The following is a 19,143-nucleotide window of genomic DNA, read 5'->3' on the forward strand; positions in this document are numbered from 1 at the left end:
TTCCGTTATATTATTATGGGATCTCCTCTTAGACACGCCTCATGACTTCCTAAAAATTAGTGAAGGTGAGAGGAAAAATGGTAAAGATGAAAAAGGTGTTGATTGTTCTTGTCGCTTTGTTCTTTTTCGTTCCGGCAATCAGTAAGGCAGGATCTATCGGAGGTAGTGAGCTACAAGGAACCCCAGGTCAATGGTATGTTGGAGCGACTCCTGCGAATGTTGCGCCTTCCAATCGTCCGGTTCTATTTGTACATGGATTAAACAGCTCGTCTGACACTTGGCATCTGGATAACGACATGTATAATACCGCCTACCAAAACGGATATGAAACGGCATTCATCGATTTATATCCAACCAAAAACATGTGGGACAATGGGTATCTGCTAAAGCAGAAACTAGAGGAAATGTATCATCACTTCGGTGAAAAAGTGGTTGTAGTCGCTCATAGCAAAGGTGGAATTGATACTCAGGTCGCTCTTATTCATAATGGAGCATACCCTTATGTTGAGAGAGTGATTACACTATCTACCCCTCATCACGGCTCACAATTAGCTGATTTAGCTTATAGCAGCTGGGCCGGTTGGCTGGCTGACTTATTGGGGAGCAAAAATGATGGGACATATTCCATGCAAACAGGTTACATGGAGTATTTTCGCTCTTTAACAGACAATCATCCTTATGTGAATAAAGCTCCGATTTACACCTTTGGCGGGACCGAATGGGGAAGCTTCGGAAGCTCGATGTATTGGGGAGGTCTATATTTAAGAGCTTACGGCAGTAATGATGGTGTTGTGACTGTGAATAGTTCAAGACTTCCATATGCAACTGAGATTAAAGTAGGAAGTTGGGACCATTCCACAATTAGGGTAGGGTCATCTACCTTTCAGCTTTTTAAGAATTATTTGAATGAAACTCAGTATTCTTCTGCAAGCTTTCAAGCACAAAGCTTAGAAAACAGCGCACCTGCTGATAATCAGGCTGGCAATTACACCCGCGGGGGCGAGTACGAAGGAACGAAAAATGAGGATATTTATGTAGAAAAAGGAGTGAAAGAGATCAATATTGATTGGGCTAGTGATCAATCAGGAACAGAATTGACTCTTATCTCTCCTAACAATAAAACTTATACAGCTTTTACAACGACTAAAGAATCGGATAATTTAAAAGGGTCTTATCATCATTCAATTAAAATAGAAAATCCTGAGGAAGGGAAATGGGTGATACAAGCGAACTCTGATCAAAAAGAGCATTACTTGTTGAACGCATCCTTTGTCAGTCCATTAAACGATTTACTTAGTACAACTCTTGCAAACGGTGATCTGAAGGTGAACCTAAAGGATCAGAAGCTGAAGGTAAAAACAGATATGACGATTGAATACTATAATAAAAACGGAAAGCTCAAACAAAGAAAAGTAAAAGGACAGAAAAAAAATAACGAAACCTTTAAGCTGCCAAACATTGGTGAAGGTGTCTACAATATGACGATCGATATTGATGGAAGCTTAGATAAAGAGAAATTCCAAAGAACGATTATTAAGTCTGTTTATATCGATGATAAAGGGAAGCTTTATTACCAGTAATCTAGCAGTCTTTTCTCCTGATTTGGTTTTGTGCCAGATTGGGAGTTTTTTTGTAAACAAAATTGGCTTTCCTTTCAAAAGACAGGAAAAGAGAGATCATATTAAATGGCAAGAGAGGGGGACAAGCTTGTTGAAATTGAGTCTCCCTCTATTCAAAGCAACACAAACCGCTATGTTCCACTGAGACTTCCATCATTTTTCAAGTATCTTGTATATAATCTCCATCCTCAGCAATCATACTCTTATTCTGAATCGCTTCCGAAAGCACGATAAGCGTTGAAGAGAAACCGTACGGGCCGCACGTATCGAGAAAAGCGGTCAACGACTCCATCGATGCGGTAGTTATTTTCATCAAGAAATTATACTCCCCGCTAATGCGGTACAATTCGATGACATCTGGGGATTGCGAGCAGAATTCCTGGAAGTCCAGACAATTGCTCGTTTTAAACTGCACGAACGCCGTGACGTCTTTACCCAGTTTCTTGGGCGAAAGGACCGCCCTGTAGCCTGCTATGATCCCCTTTTCCTCAAGCTTGTGAATTCGTTCGGTAACTGCCGGCTGTGTCATAGCGATCGTCCGGCCGATTTCGGCAGCAGAAATTCGCGCGTTCTCATGTAGCAGTGATAGTATTTTACTGTCGATTCTGTCCATCATGAGTCTTCTCCTTTATTTTATATGCTGTAATCGTATTTTTAACTTTAATATAAATAATTTTGTTTCTTAATAACTTTATTTATATATGTAAATTGTAACTCCAACCATATAAAATGTCATTCAAATAGAATTTGAAGGAGTGGATATCAAATGATCAAGACAAATTCACTTTCCCTTGACACCCCTCTCACCATTGGTGGCATCAAGCTTCGTAACCGGTTAATTATGGCGCCTATGCAACAGTATAAAGGCTCGCCGGAAGGTTATGCTACAGAGCATCATATTCAGCATTACTTGAGCAGGGCGAACGGGATCGGTTTAATGATAGTGGAGTCGACGGCTGTGTCCAATAACGGCAGACTTTGGCCAAACGACATCGGCATTTATTCGGATCGACACACCGAAGCGTTGAAAAGAGTAACCGAAGCCGTTCATACCCGGCATACACCTATATTCGTTCAATTGTCTCACGGAGGAAGAAAATCGGCACCGGAAGTAACGAATCGTCTCATTGCTCCTAGCGCGATCCCCTATGACGATTCGTACGGAAAGCCTGCAGAATTGTCGATCTCCGAAATTGAGGGCCTCATTGAAAGTTATCACCTGGCCGCTAGACGCAGTATCGAGGCGAGCTTTGATGGGATTGAGGTACATGCGGCTCACGGATTTTTGATTCATCAGTTCCTGTCGCCGATCTCCAATCATCGCAGCGACGCATACGGCGGAACGCGTCACGGCAGGACGAAATTTTTGCGAGACACCCTTGCCGCAATACGCGCTGAAACCGGCAGCAATTATCCGGTGATCGTACGTATCTCCTCGACCGATTATATCGACGGCGGCCTAAATCCTCAGGAGCTGGGGCTGATACTCAAACCACTTGAAACTGACGGGCTTCTTGATGCGGTTGACGTATCATCTGGCGGTCTGCTGCCCGTCCAGCCTGCGGATATTCATCCAGGCTATCAACTGCCTGATGCAGCTGCAATTAAACAGCATCTTAACGTACCTGTTATCGCAGTCGGCAAAATCTATACCCGCAGCTTTGCAGACCGAATCATCAGGGACAGGCTAGCAGATGCCGTGGCTATCGGACGCCCACTGCTGGAAGACCCTGATTTTGCACAAAAAATGATTGGTCGAAAGGAGTAAATCTCCCTGATAGAAACAAAAAGAGAACCGTTTCATTCAACAATTGGCAGGGGCGGCCAACCCCTGCCCTTGTACTAGACCAGTTTTCAGCCCTCCTTATAGGCATCGCAATGAAGTAAAAATAGCTTGTTTTTTTCCAAGCCATCTTTTCACCTCTTACCCTTTCAACGCCGTTTTTTCCTCTGCTTGCATCACTTCCACGCTTTCCACAGCAGCGTTCTCTTCTATCATCTTTTGTTTATCCCACATTTTAAAGAATGGGTAGTAAATCATCAGGGATATTCCTATATTGACCAGCTGCATGACTGCACCAGAAATTTTTCCGCCTGTAGCCAAGTACCCTCCAATAATCGGAGGGATCGTCCAAGGAAGAGCGATACCAGCTGGTTTGGCTACCCAGCCAAAATCCATCGCTAAATAGGTTGCTGTTGTTGCTGCAAGCGGAGCAAGGATAAAAACCACATTCGGCTTTTTTTGTGCCCAGATGCGAAATCTTTCGCCCTCCTCGTGTACTGCCCGTTTTCATCGGTGCTCATTTGAGAAGCGACCGCTGGAAGTAGTTCAGCGGCTTGGAGATGACGCACATTCCGGGTTTTTCTGCCCATTCCGGGAATGATTGTGACCAGTTTTCATTTTATTGTGCCCTCTTCCGAATTTATTGCGACCACTTTCGCTTTTTTTGTGCCCAGATGCGAAATCATTCGCCTTCCTCGTGTACTGCCGATTATTCCTATTTAAAAAAACGTCCGCTGCAATAAAATTCGCAATTTAGCCACTTGTCATGTGGGGGGTTTTCAATAGGTTCCAGATTTTATCGTTTCCTAAGCAATTAAAAAGCCTGCAAGGATCATGATCCTTGCAGGCTTTCTTTGTTACGCTTCCACTGTTTTAAAAAACTTCGGTAGATAATCTTTATGGGCTTCCAACATTTCATCGACGATTTGTTTTGCTAGTTTATCAGAAGCGACCAGCGGATTTATCGTCAGTGCCATAACCGCTTTATCGTAATCTCCGGTTACCGCTGCTTCTGCCGCGACACGTTCGAATGATTTAATCGTTTGGACAAGCCCCCTTACAGGAACAGGAAGATCTCCAATCGAAATTGGCTTTGGACCATCTTTCGTAATGATACAGCTGACTTCCACTGCAGAGTCATTTGGAATGCTTGCGATTGCACCGTTATTCATCGTATTTACCGGCTGAATGTCTCTTTTATCCGTATATATAGAGGTGATAAGTCTTACTGCTGCATCGCTGTAATACGCGCCTCCTCGTTCCTGAAGCTGAGGCGGCTTAATGTCTAGATTCGGATCTTTATAAAGTTCAAACAATTCTTTTTCAAGTTTTTTAACAACTTCCGCTCTTGTTTCCCCTTTTTCATAGTTTTCAATTTCTTTTTCTACCATTTCCTGTGTCTTGTAATAATACATATGGTAAGGACACGTTAATACGTTTAATGCTTTGGTAAATTCAGGTTCCCAGCCCAGCCCGTCAATATTTTTAACAAAACTGCTGTTATTTGGATCTCTCAGCATTTCCATTACTTTGTCTTTGACACTGACTCCGTCGAGATACACATTTAATCCGTATACCATATGATTAAGACCTGCAAAATCAATGCGGATTCTGGAATGGTCTACGTCTAATAACTTTGCGATGCCCATTTCCATACCGATTGGCACATTACACAAGCCGACGATTTTTTTGATATTGCTGTAGCGTAACACGGCTTCGGTTACCATTCCGGCAGGATTCGTAAAGTTAATTAACCACGCTTCCGGGCACAGTTCTTCAATATCCTTACAAATATCCAGGATGACAGGAATGGTGCGAAGACCTTTGAATAGGCCTCCAGGTCCATTTGTTTCCTGGCCCAGAACTCCGTATTTTAAAGGGATGCGTTCATCTTTTGAACGAGCGTCCAATAATCCTACTCGGAACTGAGTAGTAACGAAGTCAGCATCCTTTAACGCTTCTCTTCGATCGAGAGTCAGATGAATATCGATAGGCAGACCAGATTTTTTCACCATTCTCTTCGCCAGATTACCAACAATCTCTAATTTTTCTTTTCCTTCTTCCACGTCGACAAGCCAAAGTTCGCTGATTGGAAGCTCTTCATATCTTTTAATAAATCCTTCGACAAGTTCAGGGGTGTAGCTAGAGCCTCCGCCAATGGTTACGATTTTAATTCCTTGTTTCATAAGCTGATTCCTCCTGATAATTTTATCGTTTCATACAACTCAACAAATTCTGTAGCCAAATCCTTCACTGTCATTGCATTCATTAAGTGGTCTTGGGCATGAATCATTAAGAGAGAAATTTCAGCGGCTTCTCCTTTGATTTCTCCTTGGATTAATGATGTTTGGATATAATGTGCTTTATTCAACTCGTTTGATGCTTGATCGAGTTTCTCTCTTGCATCAGCCCATTTTCCTCCTTTAGCTGAAGTAATCGCTTCCATTGCTAAGCTTTTTCCATTCCCGCCATGAAGAATAAGCTGAAAAATCTGTTCTTGTAGGTTTTCCATTTCATGTTCCTCCTTACATCACTCGTTCTTCCTGAGTTTTTTCTACTGATATATCACTTGTCTCTTCAGAAGCATTTTCTTCTTTTACTTTTTGCTTATCCCACATTTTTAAGAATGGATAATAAATCGCTAACGATATGGAGAAATTGAACACCTGCAAGATAGCACCCGATATGCTTCCTCCTGTTGCCAAGTATCCAGAGACGATAGGCGGCATGGTCCAAGGTACCGCGATACCAGCAGGCTTAGCGACTAATCCGGTCGACATGCCAATATACGTCGTAACAATAGTGACAAGCGGAGTAAAAATAAAAGGAATTAACAGCAACGGATTCATGACAATCGGCATCCCGAAGATAATCGGTTCATTGATGTTAAAGAAAGCCGGACCAACAGCGAGTCTTCCCAACGACTTCATTTGCTGGCTTTTCGCAAAGATGACCATCGCCACCACAAGAGCCAATGTTGCCCCGCTTCCGCCCACATTAATCCATACTTCAAAGAACTGTAGTGTGAAAACATTCGGCAGCTCTTCTCCGCTTTGGAAGGCTAAGCGGTTTTCATCCATGGCCGCATAATAAATCGGAGCCATAATCCCGGCAAGAACGATATTCGATCCGTGCAACCCGCAAGCCCAAAGGACCATCATAATCAACATGGCAATTAAACTTCCGATGAGGCTTCCTCCAAGTACACTCATTGGCTGTCCCAGCACATCACCGACAACGTTATGCAAATTTCCAAAACTGGTTTGCTCAACGATTAAACGCAAGATCCATATGATCGTAATAATGAGAAAACCGGGAATAAGAGCAATAAATGACCGGCTTACCGCTGGAGGCACTCCGTCCGGCATCTTGATGACAATATTCTTTTTAATCACAAAGCGGAATACTTCAGTCGAGAAAAGAGCGATGATCATCGCCACAAATAAACCTTGGCTGCCCATCAATACGACTGGAATTCCCCCGTCTACCATAATCGGAGTGTCGGAACCTTCCTGTAAAAACGGAACCTCGTACGGAGTTGCCAACAGAAAGGCAGCAACGGCAATTGCGCCTGATGACAATGCATCGACCTCGTATCGTTCCGCTAAGCGATAGGCAATTCCGAAACAGGCAACAAGGGCCATAATGTCAAATGTCACGCCAACCGGGTAGGACAGCTTCACAGACCACTCGTCGCCAAACAAACGGGCCATCATGTCTAAATAAGCCGGAATTGGCAAATTGCTTAAGATTAAAAATAGAGAGCCGACGATAATAAGTGGCATTGTGAGAACAATACCGTCACGCAATGCCAATAAATGCCTTTGTCCTGCTATCCGGCCAGCAATGGGCATTACTCTATTTTCTAAAAAGAGATTTACTTTATTCATAGAGAACACTCCCCTTGCTTACTTTACTGCAACTAGCTGGTTAGCATATTTTAAAACTTCACCGCCGTTGCAAGTCCCATAATGGACCGAATTAATGACATCGACAGGAACCCCTTTTTCCTCTCCTAATTTTTTTAATTGCGGCAGCAAATATCTTACTTGCGGTCCAAGCAATAACACATCTGCTTCATCGATATGTTTTCTGACGGCATCTCCCGGAACAGCCCAAATTTTACAGTCCACACCTTGTTCATGAGCGCTTTTTTCCATCTTTGTTACGAGTAAACTGGTCGACATTCCTGCTGCACAACATAGTAAAATATTCATCTGTATCCCCTCCAATAGATAGTAGAAAATATGTCAGCCCGCCATAGTAAAATGCTTGGGCTTCATGTTTCTTTCTATTCAAATCGTAATATAATAACGCTTACATTTACACACAATCTTTTTCCTTTGACTGCGGAAAAAGATTAAAAAACAATCCCGGCTTTACACACAGGATTGTTTTTTTTGAAACATCGAAATAAACTCCGGATAGGTTTTACATTTCAATAGACGCTTGACGAGCGATACATCATCGATGATGCCCCCCAACAAGTCATACATGTGTTGCAAATCAGCGTCGGTGTTTTTTTCAACGGATAACAAACAGACAAATTGGACTCGTTTATCCGCCCATTCAATTGGTTTTTGCAACGTGCAAATTGCCCAAAACGTTGTGTCCGACTGCGGCATGATCGGATGGGGGATGGCTGTCAGATTGCCAAAACATGTAGGCGATACAGCTTCTCTTTCAAAAACAGAATCAATAAACGCTTCACTTACGAGTCCTAATTGCTCGAGCTGCTCGCCTAAGAAATTCAGTACTTCATCCCTTGTGTCGAAGGTTTGCTGGAGAAATACTAACTTTTCTTTTGTATATTCGAAAGGTTTGTCTTCTATCTTATGGATAAACGATTCTACCTTGTCCAGGTCATTTCCGCCCAAAATCGTATTTACTTCGATAACCGGCAAAGGCAGAGCTTCAGAAATGGGAATCGTAGTCACAATAAAATCCAGGGAATCGAGCGACATCTGATTTAGCTTGTAATACGGTGTCGTTCCCAAAATTGTAAGGCTCGTCCCAAATTTAGACTTCAGCTTATAATGCAGGAGCCTTGCGCTTCCTGCTCCAGATGCACAAACAATAATGCATCGCTTTGGCTTATTGCTTATTTTTTTCCTTTCAATCGCCCCTCCTATATGCAGGGCAAGATAGCCAATTTCATTTTCGTGCATTTCAATTCCTAATTTTTCTTTTAACACCATACCCGCAAGAATTCCAGCTTCAAATGCTAAAGGATAATTTGCTTTGATTTCATCAAGCATCGGATTTCTGAGGTTCATCTCATACCTGTACCGATTAATGGCAGGCTTTAAATGGAGGCTCAAACCCGTAAGAAGCTCTTGATCATTTTTAATATCAAGTTTTAACTCATTTTCAATGGTTTCTAGTATCGTCCTTGTCAGATCATAGATATCTTGACCAATAAAGCTTTGAAGCTCTAACTCTTTTTCACTCTTATAGCTTGCTAGTTTAGTACCCAGGAGGTGAATGGCAATATAAGCTGTCTCTGCCTCCGGAAAAACAAGATGTAGATCGTATTCAATGCTTTTTACAATTTGAACTGCGACTTCATATTCCTTTTGCTTGACGATGTCTTTTAGATCATCCGGATAGATCGACACATAATTCTCATTTCGTATGCGCTTACATGCAATCGCGATATGAATAATCAAATTATTCAGGCCAATATCCGATAATGTAATGTGAGTAGCTTTTATATGCTCCAGAATATGATGGCGGATGGCCGATATTTCATCTGAAGGCAAAATTGAAATCCGCTCATCAAACAAATTTGATTTTACTTCCCGTCGATTAAAAATATGTTCCGCCATACAATAGCGCAGCTTCAACTCATTCCCTTTTGCTTTCAACCCGTAATTGGGTCGTTTTTCCAAGACAACTCCATAGTTTTGAAACGTTTTCTTGATTTCCCGCAAATCATTTTGGACGGTCGATTTGCTGACATACAATTCATCGGCTAAGTCCTCAAGCTTAATATATTGATCAGCAAGAAGTAGACGCCTGATTAAATACTGTGTACGCTCTTCCGGGAGAGTTGGGATGATCCCACGATTGAAAAAGTGAGTCTCTTCTTTTAATAGCTTATAAAAAGATCGATCATCAAAAATCTTAAGCTCATAGCCCGTTCCTCTAACAGAATGAATGGCAGCTCCATGTTCAGAAAGCAATCGGTCCAATTCCTTCATATCATTTCTAACCGTTCTAGATGTAACTTGATTGATGTTCGCCAAATGCTCGCTTGTCACAGTTGACGAGGTTGCCATCAGTTCTTGCAAAATAGAAATCATCCGAGAATGCAGCATACCGATTCCCTCCACATTAATTATCTAGGAAGCTAATTCTAGTAACTATAAATATCTTGTGCTAAATTGTTTCATTCGTCAACGAAACATTTTTCAATCGAGCTGCGTTTGTTTTTGCTGCACTAATGAGTAAAGTATCGGTCTGAAGGAAAGGCTCGCTATTGAAAAAATCATTGAAGCAGTGATTCAGTAAAATAAATAGCTAAAGTTTTCATAGGCCTATAACTATATTTCCCTTCAGCTATAGCCAATACCATATTGTATAATATGCTACAACAACACCAGCCAAACTGTATAATAGTAACTTAACAATAAAGAGTCTTAAGTTTGAATCAAATCTTTTAAATCAGCCTTTTTTCTATAAAGATTGATAAATAAAGAAGGAGACATCTTAATGGTGAAATACGGTAAAACAATATCAGAATTAGTCCAATATGATCATAATGATGTTCCTGGGTTAATTAAACTTTCCGCATCAGTTGGCTGGGATTATGATGAACATGAAATCGGGACTGTTATGTCATCTGGTAAAATATTCGGACATAAAAATACTGAGGGGCACATCGTCTCAAGTGCTGCAATAATTCCTTACGATACTAATTTAGCTTCAATCGGAATGGTCATTGTTAATAAAGAATATAGAGGCTTGGGCTTAGGGAAAACAGCTACATTGAAATGTATAGAAAGTGTTTCTAAAGACACTTCTATTATGCTAATTGCAACAGAAGAAGGAAAACCCTTATATGAAAAAATGGGCTTTAAAACTGCTGATAGTGTTCATAAGTATCTTTGTGAAAACTATATAGATACTACTAAACCGTTGAATAACAGTGATGTTATCATTGAAGAGTTTAATGGAGTTAATTTTAATAACATTCTTAAGCTTGATGAGGAAGCCTTTGGAGATAGAAGAAGTCATTTTCTTATGAATAGAATAAAACAGTCTGAAAAGTGTTTTGTTGTAAAAGATAAAAATGGAACAATTATAGGTTACGGACTTTCCATTCTAGGACCAATAAATCTTATATTAGGTCCTATTGTAGCATCTGACCACCAAACAGCATCACTTCTAATAGATAAATTATCTTCAGAGTATCAGGGGAAATTAAGAATTGATGTGCCAGCAGGTAAAGATGAGTTTATGTTATTTTTGAAGAAAAGGGGATTTGTTAAAGTGAATCAACCCCCAATAATGGTAATCAATTCTGTTACTTTGCCACCTAGAAACAAAACATTATTCGGGATTGCTGCACAAATTTTTGGTTAAGAGCTGGAAGGGAAGCGAAAGAGTTTGAAATATTTATCTAACGAATCGCGGTCAATTCAAATGAAATAAAAACACTAAACCATACCCTACCCCCGCTAAAAGCACCGATCCGATAAGGCCTGCTCCAAAAGCTTTAATTCCTGCTTTTCGAAATGCTTTTATTTCGACATTCATCCCTAGTCCGGCCATGGCCATTCCGATTAACAAATAAGCGATCTTAACAAGAATGCCAGCGGCCGACTCAGAAACAATTCCGAGCATATTGAACATACTCATCGCAAGAAATCCAAATATGAACCATGGAACCGCGGACCAGGTAAACTTGGTATTCTCCTTACTGCCTCTTTGAATGAAAAAACCAATGATTAATGCGATAGGAACCAATAATGCCACTCTTGTTAGTTTTACGACGACTGCCATATCAACTGCTGCAGCACCATCAGGCTCTGCGGCTGCAATCACGTGAGCGATTTCATGCAATGTTCCGCCAGCAAATATTCCATATCCGGTCGGGGATAAATTCAAAATGGGATACATGACTGTATAAGCCAATGTGAAAAATGTACCTAATATAGCAACAACAGCAGCCCCTATTGCCGTTTCCTCTTTCGTTGCCTTGATTTGCGGTGCAATGGCCACTACGGCTGCTGCCCCGCAAATAGCCGTTCCGCAAGCCGTAAGAATCCCTAATCTCTTTTCCACTCCAAACATGCGAGTTAATCCATAAACAACAATAAGAGCAAATGCGATCACAATAACTGCAAGCAGAAACACGCTGCTTCCGGCATGATAAATGTCCGTTGCATTGACTCTCATTCCTAATAAAATAATTCCCATCCTTAATAGCTTCCTGCTGGAAAAAGCTACGCCCGGCTGAAGATTCTCACGAAGGCCAAATGCTGCCCTCCAAATCATTCCTAATAATATGGCAATGACCAATTGGCCCATCATTGATAAAAAAGGAAAATGAGATAAATACATAGCGGCTAACGCGATCACTAATGTAATTCCTGTCCCCTTCATATTAGGAATCGATATATGTGGTTTGACACTTTCGATCGCCTTACCCATGTTCGTTCACTTCCTTTGTGTTCTCCCTTTATACTTTATAGAAGGAATAATCATTAGTGAAATATATATAAATGATTGTTATTATTAGTTTCACTAATAATAAGGAGGAGTGAACGTGTATTACGATGCTTTACGAACATTCGTCACCCTGGTAGAAGTGGGTAATTTCACAAAGACTTCGGAAATCCTTCATATTTCACAGCCGAGTGTAAGCTTGCATATAAAAAATTTAGAAAAGGAATTTCAAACGAAGCTGTTTGTACGGTCTCCTAAATCCGTACAAATCACGCCTACCGGTGAAATTTTGTACAATCGCGCCAAGCAAATGATTACGATGTATGAACAGACGAAAGAAGATATCTTAGTCCATCATAATGATGTACAGGGAGAATTGATCATTGGGGCCAGCTTTACAATCGGAGAGTATATTTTGCCTGCTTTTCTGTCTCGGCTTCAAAAAGACTTCCCGCAGCTTACCCTGAAAGTGGTCATTGGAAATACAAACGAGATTGTTCAATACGTGCGAATGATTAAAGTAGACATTGGTTTAATTGAAGGACAAACGGATGAGAAAGAAGTGTCAGTCCATCCATTTATGGAAGATAAGCTGTCCATCGTATCTTCCAACGATCATCCGCTTGCTCATCAGAAAAAAGTGACAACGGCTGACCTTCACAACAGGGAATGGGTTACGAGAGAAGAAGGTTCAGGCACACGAGAATATTTAAACCACTTTATCCGTTCAAATGGGTTAAAAGTAAAATCAATTCTTACGATCAGCAGCAGTCAAGGAATAAAAGAATGCATTCTTAACGGGATGGGACTATCTCTTTTGTCCAATAGTGTAATAGAAAGGGAAGTAAAATCCGGGGATCTCTCCATCATTCCATTAAAAAACCAAACCTTTACCCGAACGTTATCTTATGTTTATTTGCCCATCATGAAAAATAAAAGAAGTGTTGAGACGTTTATTAATGTGCTTCAAGCTGAGTAGTGGCTTTTTCTCAATAAAAAAGAATGCCGCCATGAGGGCTGCATTCGGTAATAGTAAAGTTCTTTCTATCAGGTACCGCAAAAAGTTTGGTAAGGGGCTGCTGACTTAGGAACTGCACAGTATTCTTCCTGTTCGGCGGAGTGAGCATAAGGCTTTGAAAGAACATCCAACAGCTTTCCCAACACGCTATAGTCTCCATTTTCCACTGCGGCTTCTAATGCTTCTTCTACCCGGTGGTTCCGCGGGATAACTGCAGGATTGCTGTTTTGCATCAATTGATTGACAGAGTCTTTCGATTCCTGTTGTCTGCTCAGTCTCACATGCCAGCGCTCATGCCACTGAGTAAATTCCGGGATCCCAAACAGGGCTGTATCATCGTGTTTTTCAAAAGTTAAAGCTCGGAAGGTGTTGGTATAGTCCGCCCGATGCTCCTTCATCATACTGAGAAGATCATTTATAAGCGCTTCATCCTCTTTTTCTTCGTTAAATAACCCCAGTTTTGCTCTCATTCCCTTGAGCCAATGGGATTGATAGAGGTTGCTAAAGTCTGAAATCTTTTCCTGAGCCAATTCGACAGCATGATCCTGATTCTCATGTAAAAGCGGCAAAAGCGTCTCAGCAAATCGTGCAAGATTCCATCCGCCAATCAATGGCTGGTTGCCATAAGCATAACGGCCTTGAACGTCAATGGAACTAAACACTGTTTCCGGATCATAAGTATCCATAAAGGCACAAGGTCCATAATCGATCGTTTCTCCGCTAATCGTCACGTTATCAGTGTTCATCACCCCATGAATAAAACCAACCAGCTGCCATTTGGCAATAAGCTCAGCCTGACGTTTGATCACTTCTTCAAGAAGCGAAAGATATCGGTCTTCATTATCTTCAATATCTGGATAATGACGCTTGATTGCATAGTCAGCCAGAACCTGAAGCTCTTCTACATTGCCCAATCTCGCCGCGTATTCAAAAGTCCCAACGCGGAGATGACTGGCAGCCACACGGGTTAGTATGGCACCAGGTAGCTCGGTTTCACGGATGACTGGCTCACCAGTTGTCACAACTGCCAGACTGCGGGTGGTAGGAATACCAAGCGCATGCATCGCTTCGCTAATAATGTATTCGCGAAGCATCGGCCCCAGCGCCGCCCGACCATCACCCCCGCGAGAAAAAGGCGTTCTGCCTGACCCCTTCAGCTGAATATCAAACCTCTCATCTTTAGGCGAAATCTGCTCCCCTAAGAGCACCGCGCGTCCGTCACCCAACATCGTAAAGTGCCCGAATTGATGCCCCGCATAAGCTTGCGCAAGAGGCGAAGCCCCTTCTGGGATCTCGTTTCCAGCAAACATCGCCGCGCCGTCTTCGGTATTTAGTGCCTCTGCGTTTAAACCCAAAGACTCTGCCAATTGATCATTGAAAATGGCGAGTTCTGGTGAGTTTACAGGAGTTGGGTTGGTGTCGGAAAAAAATGATTTTGGCAGGCGGGCGTAGGTGTTGTCGAAGTTCCATTCTGTTTGTTTACTTTTTGTCATGGTTCCTCCTTTGATTTTCTTGTCTTTTATTGTTTTCCCTTTATATGAAAACAGAAATCATAAACGTTTTTCACATTCTATAAAGCACATTGCAACTTTTTTTAATGTTTGCTTCTGCTAATTTATTATACCTTTTCCATCAAAGAAAGTGCTTGAGTAAGTCAATTGTCGGTAATTCATTATCAAGTTAATTGAAATAATTTTACCAAATATTCGAGTTTTTTGTTAAATTAATCCTGACTTTTTATGATGTTGAACGTTTAATAAAAACAGAGAGAGACATATTAACTATATGATTTTTATTAGGAAGGGAGCAAAATTGATGGATTATTTATCAAGAGAACAAATTATTAATGAATTACAACAGTCATTTGAGCATTATATAGATAAATTCGGTATAGAAAATGTCGGCATTTTTGAAGAAGAAGGACAAGCTGAACGATACTATATGGGTTATACAGTTAAAAAAGACGGTAAAACCTTTCATATCCATATCCCCTATATAAAAAACAACAATGGAGAGTTAGCTCCTATTAATAAAGAGTGGACGGTAGAATCCGACGATCCAAAGAGGGATGATGTTAGAGGATACAAGGATTTAGAAAGTATATTTCGCGAAATTTAGAGTCTTGTTCACCTTTTGGTTAGTTATATAAAGGGAAAGAGAAAAATTATTAAAATGTCTCTTCCCTTTACCTGTTTATTGACCTTTACAATTTCCATCCACTCACTTAGAGTGTGACTGAGTTTATGTACTAATACGAATCTACCATTTCTCCTTCTAACCGGACCAAGCATTCCATTTCGGGACTTATTATTAATCTATTGCATTCAATATAAAAACAAAAAACAAATTTATATTTTTTCTTGACAAAAAACAAATCCTACTTAATAATAAATATGTAATTAGAATAATTATAGATAACTAAAGTATTCACTTTATGTTATTTCTCAAACTACATCTAGGAGGAAGATTTATTATGTCTATTATCGGATCTGAAGTAAAACCATTCAACGCAAAAGCTTACAAAAATGGTGAGTTTATCGATGTTACTGACGAGACTCTAAAAGGTCAGTGGAGTGTATTCTGTTTTTACCCAGCTGACTTTACTTTCGTTTGCCCTACTGAGCTTGAGGACTTACAAAACGAGTATGCTACTTTGAAGGAACTTGGAGTTGAAGTATATTCCGTTTCAACAGATACTCATTTTACACATAAAGGATGGCACGATTCTTCAGAAAAGATTGGCAAAATTACATATGCCATGATCGGAGATCCATCTCAAACAATCTCTCGCAACTTCGATGTTCTAAACGAAGAAGAAGGTCTTGCTGATCGCGGTACGTTTATCATCGATCCAGACGGTATCATCCAAGCTGCTGAAATTAACGCAGGTGGCATTGGCCGTGATGCAAGTATTGTTGTTAACAAGGTTAAAGCAGCACAGTATGTTCGCAATAATCCAGGTGAAGTTTGCCCGGCTAAATGGCAGGAAGGTTCTGAAACACTTAAGCCTAGCCTTGATCTTGTAGGAAAGTTATAAGGAGTGCGGTAAATGGTACTTGAAGCAGATATTAAGGCACAATTAAATCAATACCTTCAACTACTTGAAAGTGATATAGTGCTGAAAGTAAGTACTGGCTCCGATAACGTATCAAATGACATGCTAGCTCTCGTTGATGAGCTAGCTTCCATGTCATCTAAAATTACAGTTGAGAAAACACAATTAACGAGAACGCCGAGCTTTAGTGTAAATCGTGTCGGCGAAGATACTGGCGTCACATTTGCCGGTGTTCCTTTAGGCCACGAATTTACTTCATTAGTATTAGCTTTGCTGCAGGTTAGCGGAAGAGCGCCAAAGGTTGATCAGAACGTTATTGATCAAATTAAAAACATTAGCGGTGAATACCACTTCGAATCTTACATCAGCCTTAGCTGCCACAACTGCCCTGACGTTGTACAAGCACTAAACGTGATGAGCATTCTCAATCCTGGCATTACGCACACGATGATTGATGGTGCGGCGTTCAAAGAAGAAGCAGAAAGCAAAAATGTCATGGCAGTACCATCGGTTTTCTTAGATGGTGAATTCTTCAGTGGCGGCCGTATATCACTTGAAGAAATTCTTGCCAAGATGGGTAAAGGTGCGGATGCATCAGAGCTTTCTAATAAAGATCCATACGATGTGCTTGTTGTTGGAGGCGGCCCATCCGGTGCAAGTGCAGCGATCTATGCGGCGCGCAAAGGTATTCGTACAGGCATTGTTGCTGAACGGTTTGGCGGTCAGGTCCAAGACACGATGAGCATTGAGAACTTTATCAGTGTGAAGCGTACTGAAGGTCCTAAACTCGTTGCAAGCCTTGAAGAGCATGTGAAAGAGTACGATATTGATGTCATGAATTTACAGCGTGCCAACCGTATCGAAAAGAAAGATCTTTTTGAACTTGAACTCGAAAGCGGCGCTGTACTAAAAAGTAAAAGTGTCATCGTTTCAACAGGTGCTCGTTGGCGCAATGTTGGCGTGCCTGGTGAACAAGAGTTCAAAAACAAAGGTGTCGCATACTGCCCTCACTGTGACGGTCCATTATTTGAAGGAAAAGACGTAGCGGTAATTGGCGGCGGTAATTCTGGTATTGAGGCAGCAATTGATCTCGCAGGTATTGTGAAGCATGTAACTGTTATTGAGTTTAACCCAGAGCTAAAAGCTGACGATGTCCTACAAAAACGTCTGTACAGCCTTCCTAACGTAACTGTCATTAAGAACGCTCAAACAAAAGAAATTACTGGTACAGATAATGTAAATGGTATTACCTATGTTGAGCGTGATACAGAAGAAGAGAAGCATATCGAATTACAAGGTGTATTTGTTCAAATCGGGCTTGTGCCAAATACAGATTGGTTAGCCGAGACCGTTGAACGCAATCGCATCGGTGAAATTGTAATAGATAAGCATGGAGCTACGAACGTATCTGGATTGTTTGCTGCAGGTGACTGTACAGATGGTCCGTATAATCAGATTATTATTTCGATGGGATCTGGAGCTAACGCAGCTTTAGGAGCATTTGACTATCTGATCCGAAATTAATGGATCGTAGAATGATCTCTCTGACTTCTTTAAAAATAAACCATGTTTGAAAGTCGCTATGCAGCTGACCGGTAGTATAGTGACTTTCTTTTCTTCTCCAAACGCATTAAATCAGAAAATCGGCTCAGGAAACGTCATCCGGTCCTACACCTATTCCAGCAGTGGCCAGATGCTGGCGATGAACAAGGCACGTCGTCTTACTTCTATCATTTTTAAAAGCTTCATAATGGTATTATTTCACGATTGATTTTTCTAAATTCCGATACTGAATTTGATAAATGACCTCACCATCAAGGATCGTCTTATGTAGCTTCGGCTGATTTTTCTCATCATCGATTATTAGGATATCTGCCCGCTTTCCTATCTCAATGGAGCCTGTAAAATCTGCTAAACCTAATGACTTTGCCGGATTTAGAGTAGCAAGCTTTACAGCATCGACTAAATCATGGCCGCGATTATATAAATAGAAGATTCCGTGCAATAAGGATCCAGGGTAGTAATCCGAACAAAGAATATCGACTAGTCCTGCTTGTATGGCTTCGAAAGAGGATAGATTCTTATTATGTGACCCGCCTAAAAGGAGATTTGGAGCGCCTACGACAACATAAAAGCCTCTTCTTCTTGCTTCTTCAGCAATCTCTAAAGAAATTGGAAATTCACTAATTGCCGCTTTCCATGTTTCCAGCATTTTTATTTTTTCAATCGTATCATCATCATGGGAAGCAAGCGGAATTCCCATTTGATAAGCAAGGTCTGCCAAGTCTTTAATAGCATCAAAATTCAGATTTGTATCATGCTGCAGTTCTAAAATATGGAGATCCGCTTCTTCAGAAGTTAGATTTAACTGCTTCATAAACTTCTTTTTCTGAATCTCGATATCATGCCACTGCCCTTTGCCGGGAGTGTGATCCATAAAGGACACCTGGTCAATGAGGTTCCTTTTCAGTAACTCTTCAACGACTGGATAGCCTTCAATATTTCTAAGTTCATAACGAAGATGTATCTTATTTCTTATTAATGATTGCTCTTTCGTCAACTCAAGAATTTTCTTAATAATGGCTTCAACGTTATGATTACGGCGTACCCAATTCCCATTGCTTTCTGTATAATTTAAACTTAACGAATGGTACATGGTAGTAATCCCTTGACCTGCTAATTTTCTTTCCAATTCGTAGAATGCACTGGAAACAGGCATGACACTCGTTGGCCTTGGCTGTATTTCTTGCTCGATCGCATCACTATGACTATCGATTAGTCCGGGGAATACCCACATCCCAGCGGCGTCAATGTCATTTAAGTCCACTGGAGAGATTTTATTTCTCTCAATATTTACAATCGTATTGCCTTCTATCACGATTGTTCCATTCTCGATAATTTCATTTGGCGTTACAATTTTCCCATTACATATGCGTTTTATAATGTCCATTCAAATCCCCCCTTACAGCTACTTTAGAACTTATCTCTCAACTAT

16 protein-coding genes and 1 pseudogene are annotated in these 19,143 nt (G+C 40.9%); 7 read left to right on the top strand and 10 right to left on the bottom strand.

Features of this window, described 5'->3' with window-relative positions:
* The first annotated feature begins 77 nt into the window (after positions 1 to 77).
* Positions 78 to 1,580, top strand: a complete 1,503-nt coding sequence (locus JOC74_RS12745; RefSeq protein WP_225970261.1) for an esterase/lipase family protein — start codon at positions 78 to 80, stop codon at positions 1,578 to 1,580.
* Positions 1,581 to 1,779: 199 nt separating this feature from the next.
* On the opposite strand, the gene JOC74_RS12750 is transcribed toward JOC74_RS12745, so the two are convergent.
* On the bottom strand, positions 1,780 to 2,232 hold the full coding sequence (locus tag JOC74_RS12750) for an Lrp/AsnC family transcriptional regulator (protein WP_053606156.1): 453 nt from the start codon (positions 2,230 to 2,232) through the stop codon (positions 1,780 to 1,782).
* A gap of 153 nt (positions 2,233 to 2,385) precedes the next feature.
* Between JOC74_RS12750 and JOC74_RS12755 the strand changes: the two genes are divergently transcribed.
* Positions 2,386 to 3,387, top strand: coding sequence for an oxidoreductase (locus tag JOC74_RS12755; protein WP_053604922.1), 1,002 nt, complete (start codon positions 2,386 to 2,388; stop codon positions 3,385 to 3,387).
* A gap of 156 nt (positions 3,388 to 3,543) precedes the next feature.
* Here the strand turns inward: JOC74_RS12755 and JOC74_RS12760 are convergent.
* The 6 genes and pseudogenes from JOC74_RS12760 to JOC74_RS12785 form a co-directional block, all read right to left on the bottom strand.
* Positions 3,544 to 3,849: pseudogene (locus tag JOC74_RS12760) on the bottom strand (oligo-beta-mannoside permease IIC protein); the annotation flags it as partial.
* Between the two features lie 410 nt (positions 3,850 to 4,259).
* Positions 4,260 to 5,588: a 6-phospho-beta-glucosidase gene (locus JOC74_RS12765; protein WP_053604924.1), complete on the bottom strand. Its 1,329-nt coding sequence runs from the start codon at positions 5,586 to 5,588 to the stop codon at positions 4,260 to 4,262.
* Positions 5,585 to 5,914: a PTS lactose/cellobiose transporter subunit IIA gene (locus JOC74_RS12770; protein ID WP_053604925.1), complete on the bottom strand. Its 330-nt coding sequence runs from the start codon at positions 5,912 to 5,914 to the stop codon at positions 5,585 to 5,587. The genes JOC74_RS12765 and JOC74_RS12770 overlap by 4 nt, the downstream gene beginning before the upstream one ends.
* 13 nt (positions 5,915 to 5,927) lie before the next feature.
* On the bottom strand, positions 5,928 to 7,292 hold the full coding sequence (gene celB / locus JOC74_RS12775) for a PTS cellobiose transporter subunit IIC (protein ID WP_053604926.1): 1,365 nt from the start codon (positions 7,290 to 7,292) through the stop codon (positions 5,928 to 5,930).
* A gap of 18 nt (positions 7,293 to 7,310) precedes the next feature.
* Positions 7,311 to 7,619, bottom strand: a complete 309-nt coding sequence (locus JOC74_RS12780) for a PTS sugar transporter subunit IIB (protein ID WP_053604927.1) — start codon at positions 7,617 to 7,619, stop codon at positions 7,311 to 7,313.
* Between the two features lie 162 nt (positions 7,620 to 7,781).
* Entirely contained in the window at positions 7,782 to 9,722 is a 1,941-nt protein-coding gene (locus JOC74_RS12785; protein WP_053604928.1) for a BglG family transcription antiterminator, read from the bottom strand.
* A 394-nt stretch (positions 9,723 to 10,116) separates the two neighbouring features.
* Here JOC74_RS12785 and JOC74_RS12790 point away from each other — a divergent pair, with 394 nt between their 5' ends.
* Positions 10,117 to 10,989: a GNAT family N-acetyltransferase gene (locus tag JOC74_RS12790; RefSeq protein ID WP_053604929.1), complete on the top strand. Its 873-nt coding sequence runs from the start codon at positions 10,117 to 10,119 to the stop codon at positions 10,987 to 10,989.
* Positions 10,990 to 11,040: 51 nt separating this feature from the next.
* Here the strand turns inward: JOC74_RS12790 and JOC74_RS12795 are convergent, their stop codons facing one another.
* Positions 11,041 to 12,060 (bottom strand): YeiH family protein, encoded by a 1,020-nt coding sequence (locus JOC74_RS12795; RefSeq protein WP_053604930.1) that lies wholly within the window; start codon positions 12,058 to 12,060, stop codon positions 11,041 to 11,043.
* A 115-nt stretch (positions 12,061 to 12,175) separates the two neighbouring features.
* Here JOC74_RS12795 and JOC74_RS12800 point away from each other — a divergent pair, with 115 nt between their 5' ends.
* The gene (locus tag JOC74_RS12800) at positions 12,176 to 13,054 is read left to right on the top strand and encodes a LysR family transcriptional regulator (RefSeq protein ID WP_053604931.1); all 879 of its coding nucleotides are present in this window, start codon (positions 12,176 to 12,178) and stop codon (positions 13,052 to 13,054) included.
* Between the two features lie 68 nt (positions 13,055 to 13,122).
* On the opposite strand, the gene JOC74_RS12805 is transcribed toward JOC74_RS12800, so the two are convergent.
* A complete protein-coding gene (locus tag JOC74_RS12805) occupies positions 13,123 to 14,586 on the bottom strand; it encodes a protein adenylyltransferase SelO (protein ID WP_053604932.1) in 1,464 nt (487 codons plus the stop codon).
* A 322-nt stretch (positions 14,587 to 14,908) separates the two neighbouring features.
* Between JOC74_RS12805 and JOC74_RS12810 the strand changes: the two genes are divergently transcribed.
* From JOC74_RS12810 to ahpF, 3 genes are all read left to right on the top strand, one after another.
* On the top strand, positions 14,909 to 15,211 hold the full coding sequence (locus JOC74_RS12810; protein ID WP_053604933.1) for a DUF5634 family protein: 303 nt from the start codon (positions 14,909 to 14,911) through the stop codon (positions 15,209 to 15,211).
* A gap of 355 nt (positions 15,212 to 15,566) precedes the next feature.
* Entirely contained in the window at positions 15,567 to 16,130 is a 564-nt protein-coding gene (gene ahpC, locus JOC74_RS12815; protein WP_053604934.1) for an alkyl hydroperoxide reductase subunit C, read from the top strand.
* Between the two features lie 12 nt (positions 16,131 to 16,142).
* Positions 16,143 to 17,672, top strand: a complete 1,530-nt coding sequence (ahpF, locus tag JOC74_RS12820) for an alkyl hydroperoxide reductase subunit F (protein WP_053604935.1) — start codon at positions 16,143 to 16,145, stop codon at positions 17,670 to 17,672.
* Positions 17,673 to 17,904: 232 nt separating this feature from the next.
* Here the strand turns inward: ahpF and JOC74_RS12825 are convergent, their stop codons facing one another.
* Positions 17,905 to 19,098: an alpha-D-ribose 1-methylphosphonate 5-triphosphate diphosphatase gene (locus JOC74_RS12825; protein ID WP_053604936.1), complete on the bottom strand. Its 1,194-nt coding sequence runs from the start codon at positions 19,096 to 19,098 to the stop codon at positions 17,905 to 17,907.
* Positions 19,099 to 19,143 lie beyond the last annotated feature (45 nt).

The sequence above is a fragment of the Bacillus capparidis genome (genome assembly GCF_017832095.1).
GTDB classification, from domain to species: Bacteria; Bacillota; Bacilli; order Bacillales; family Bacillaceae; genus Bacillus; species Bacillus gobiensis.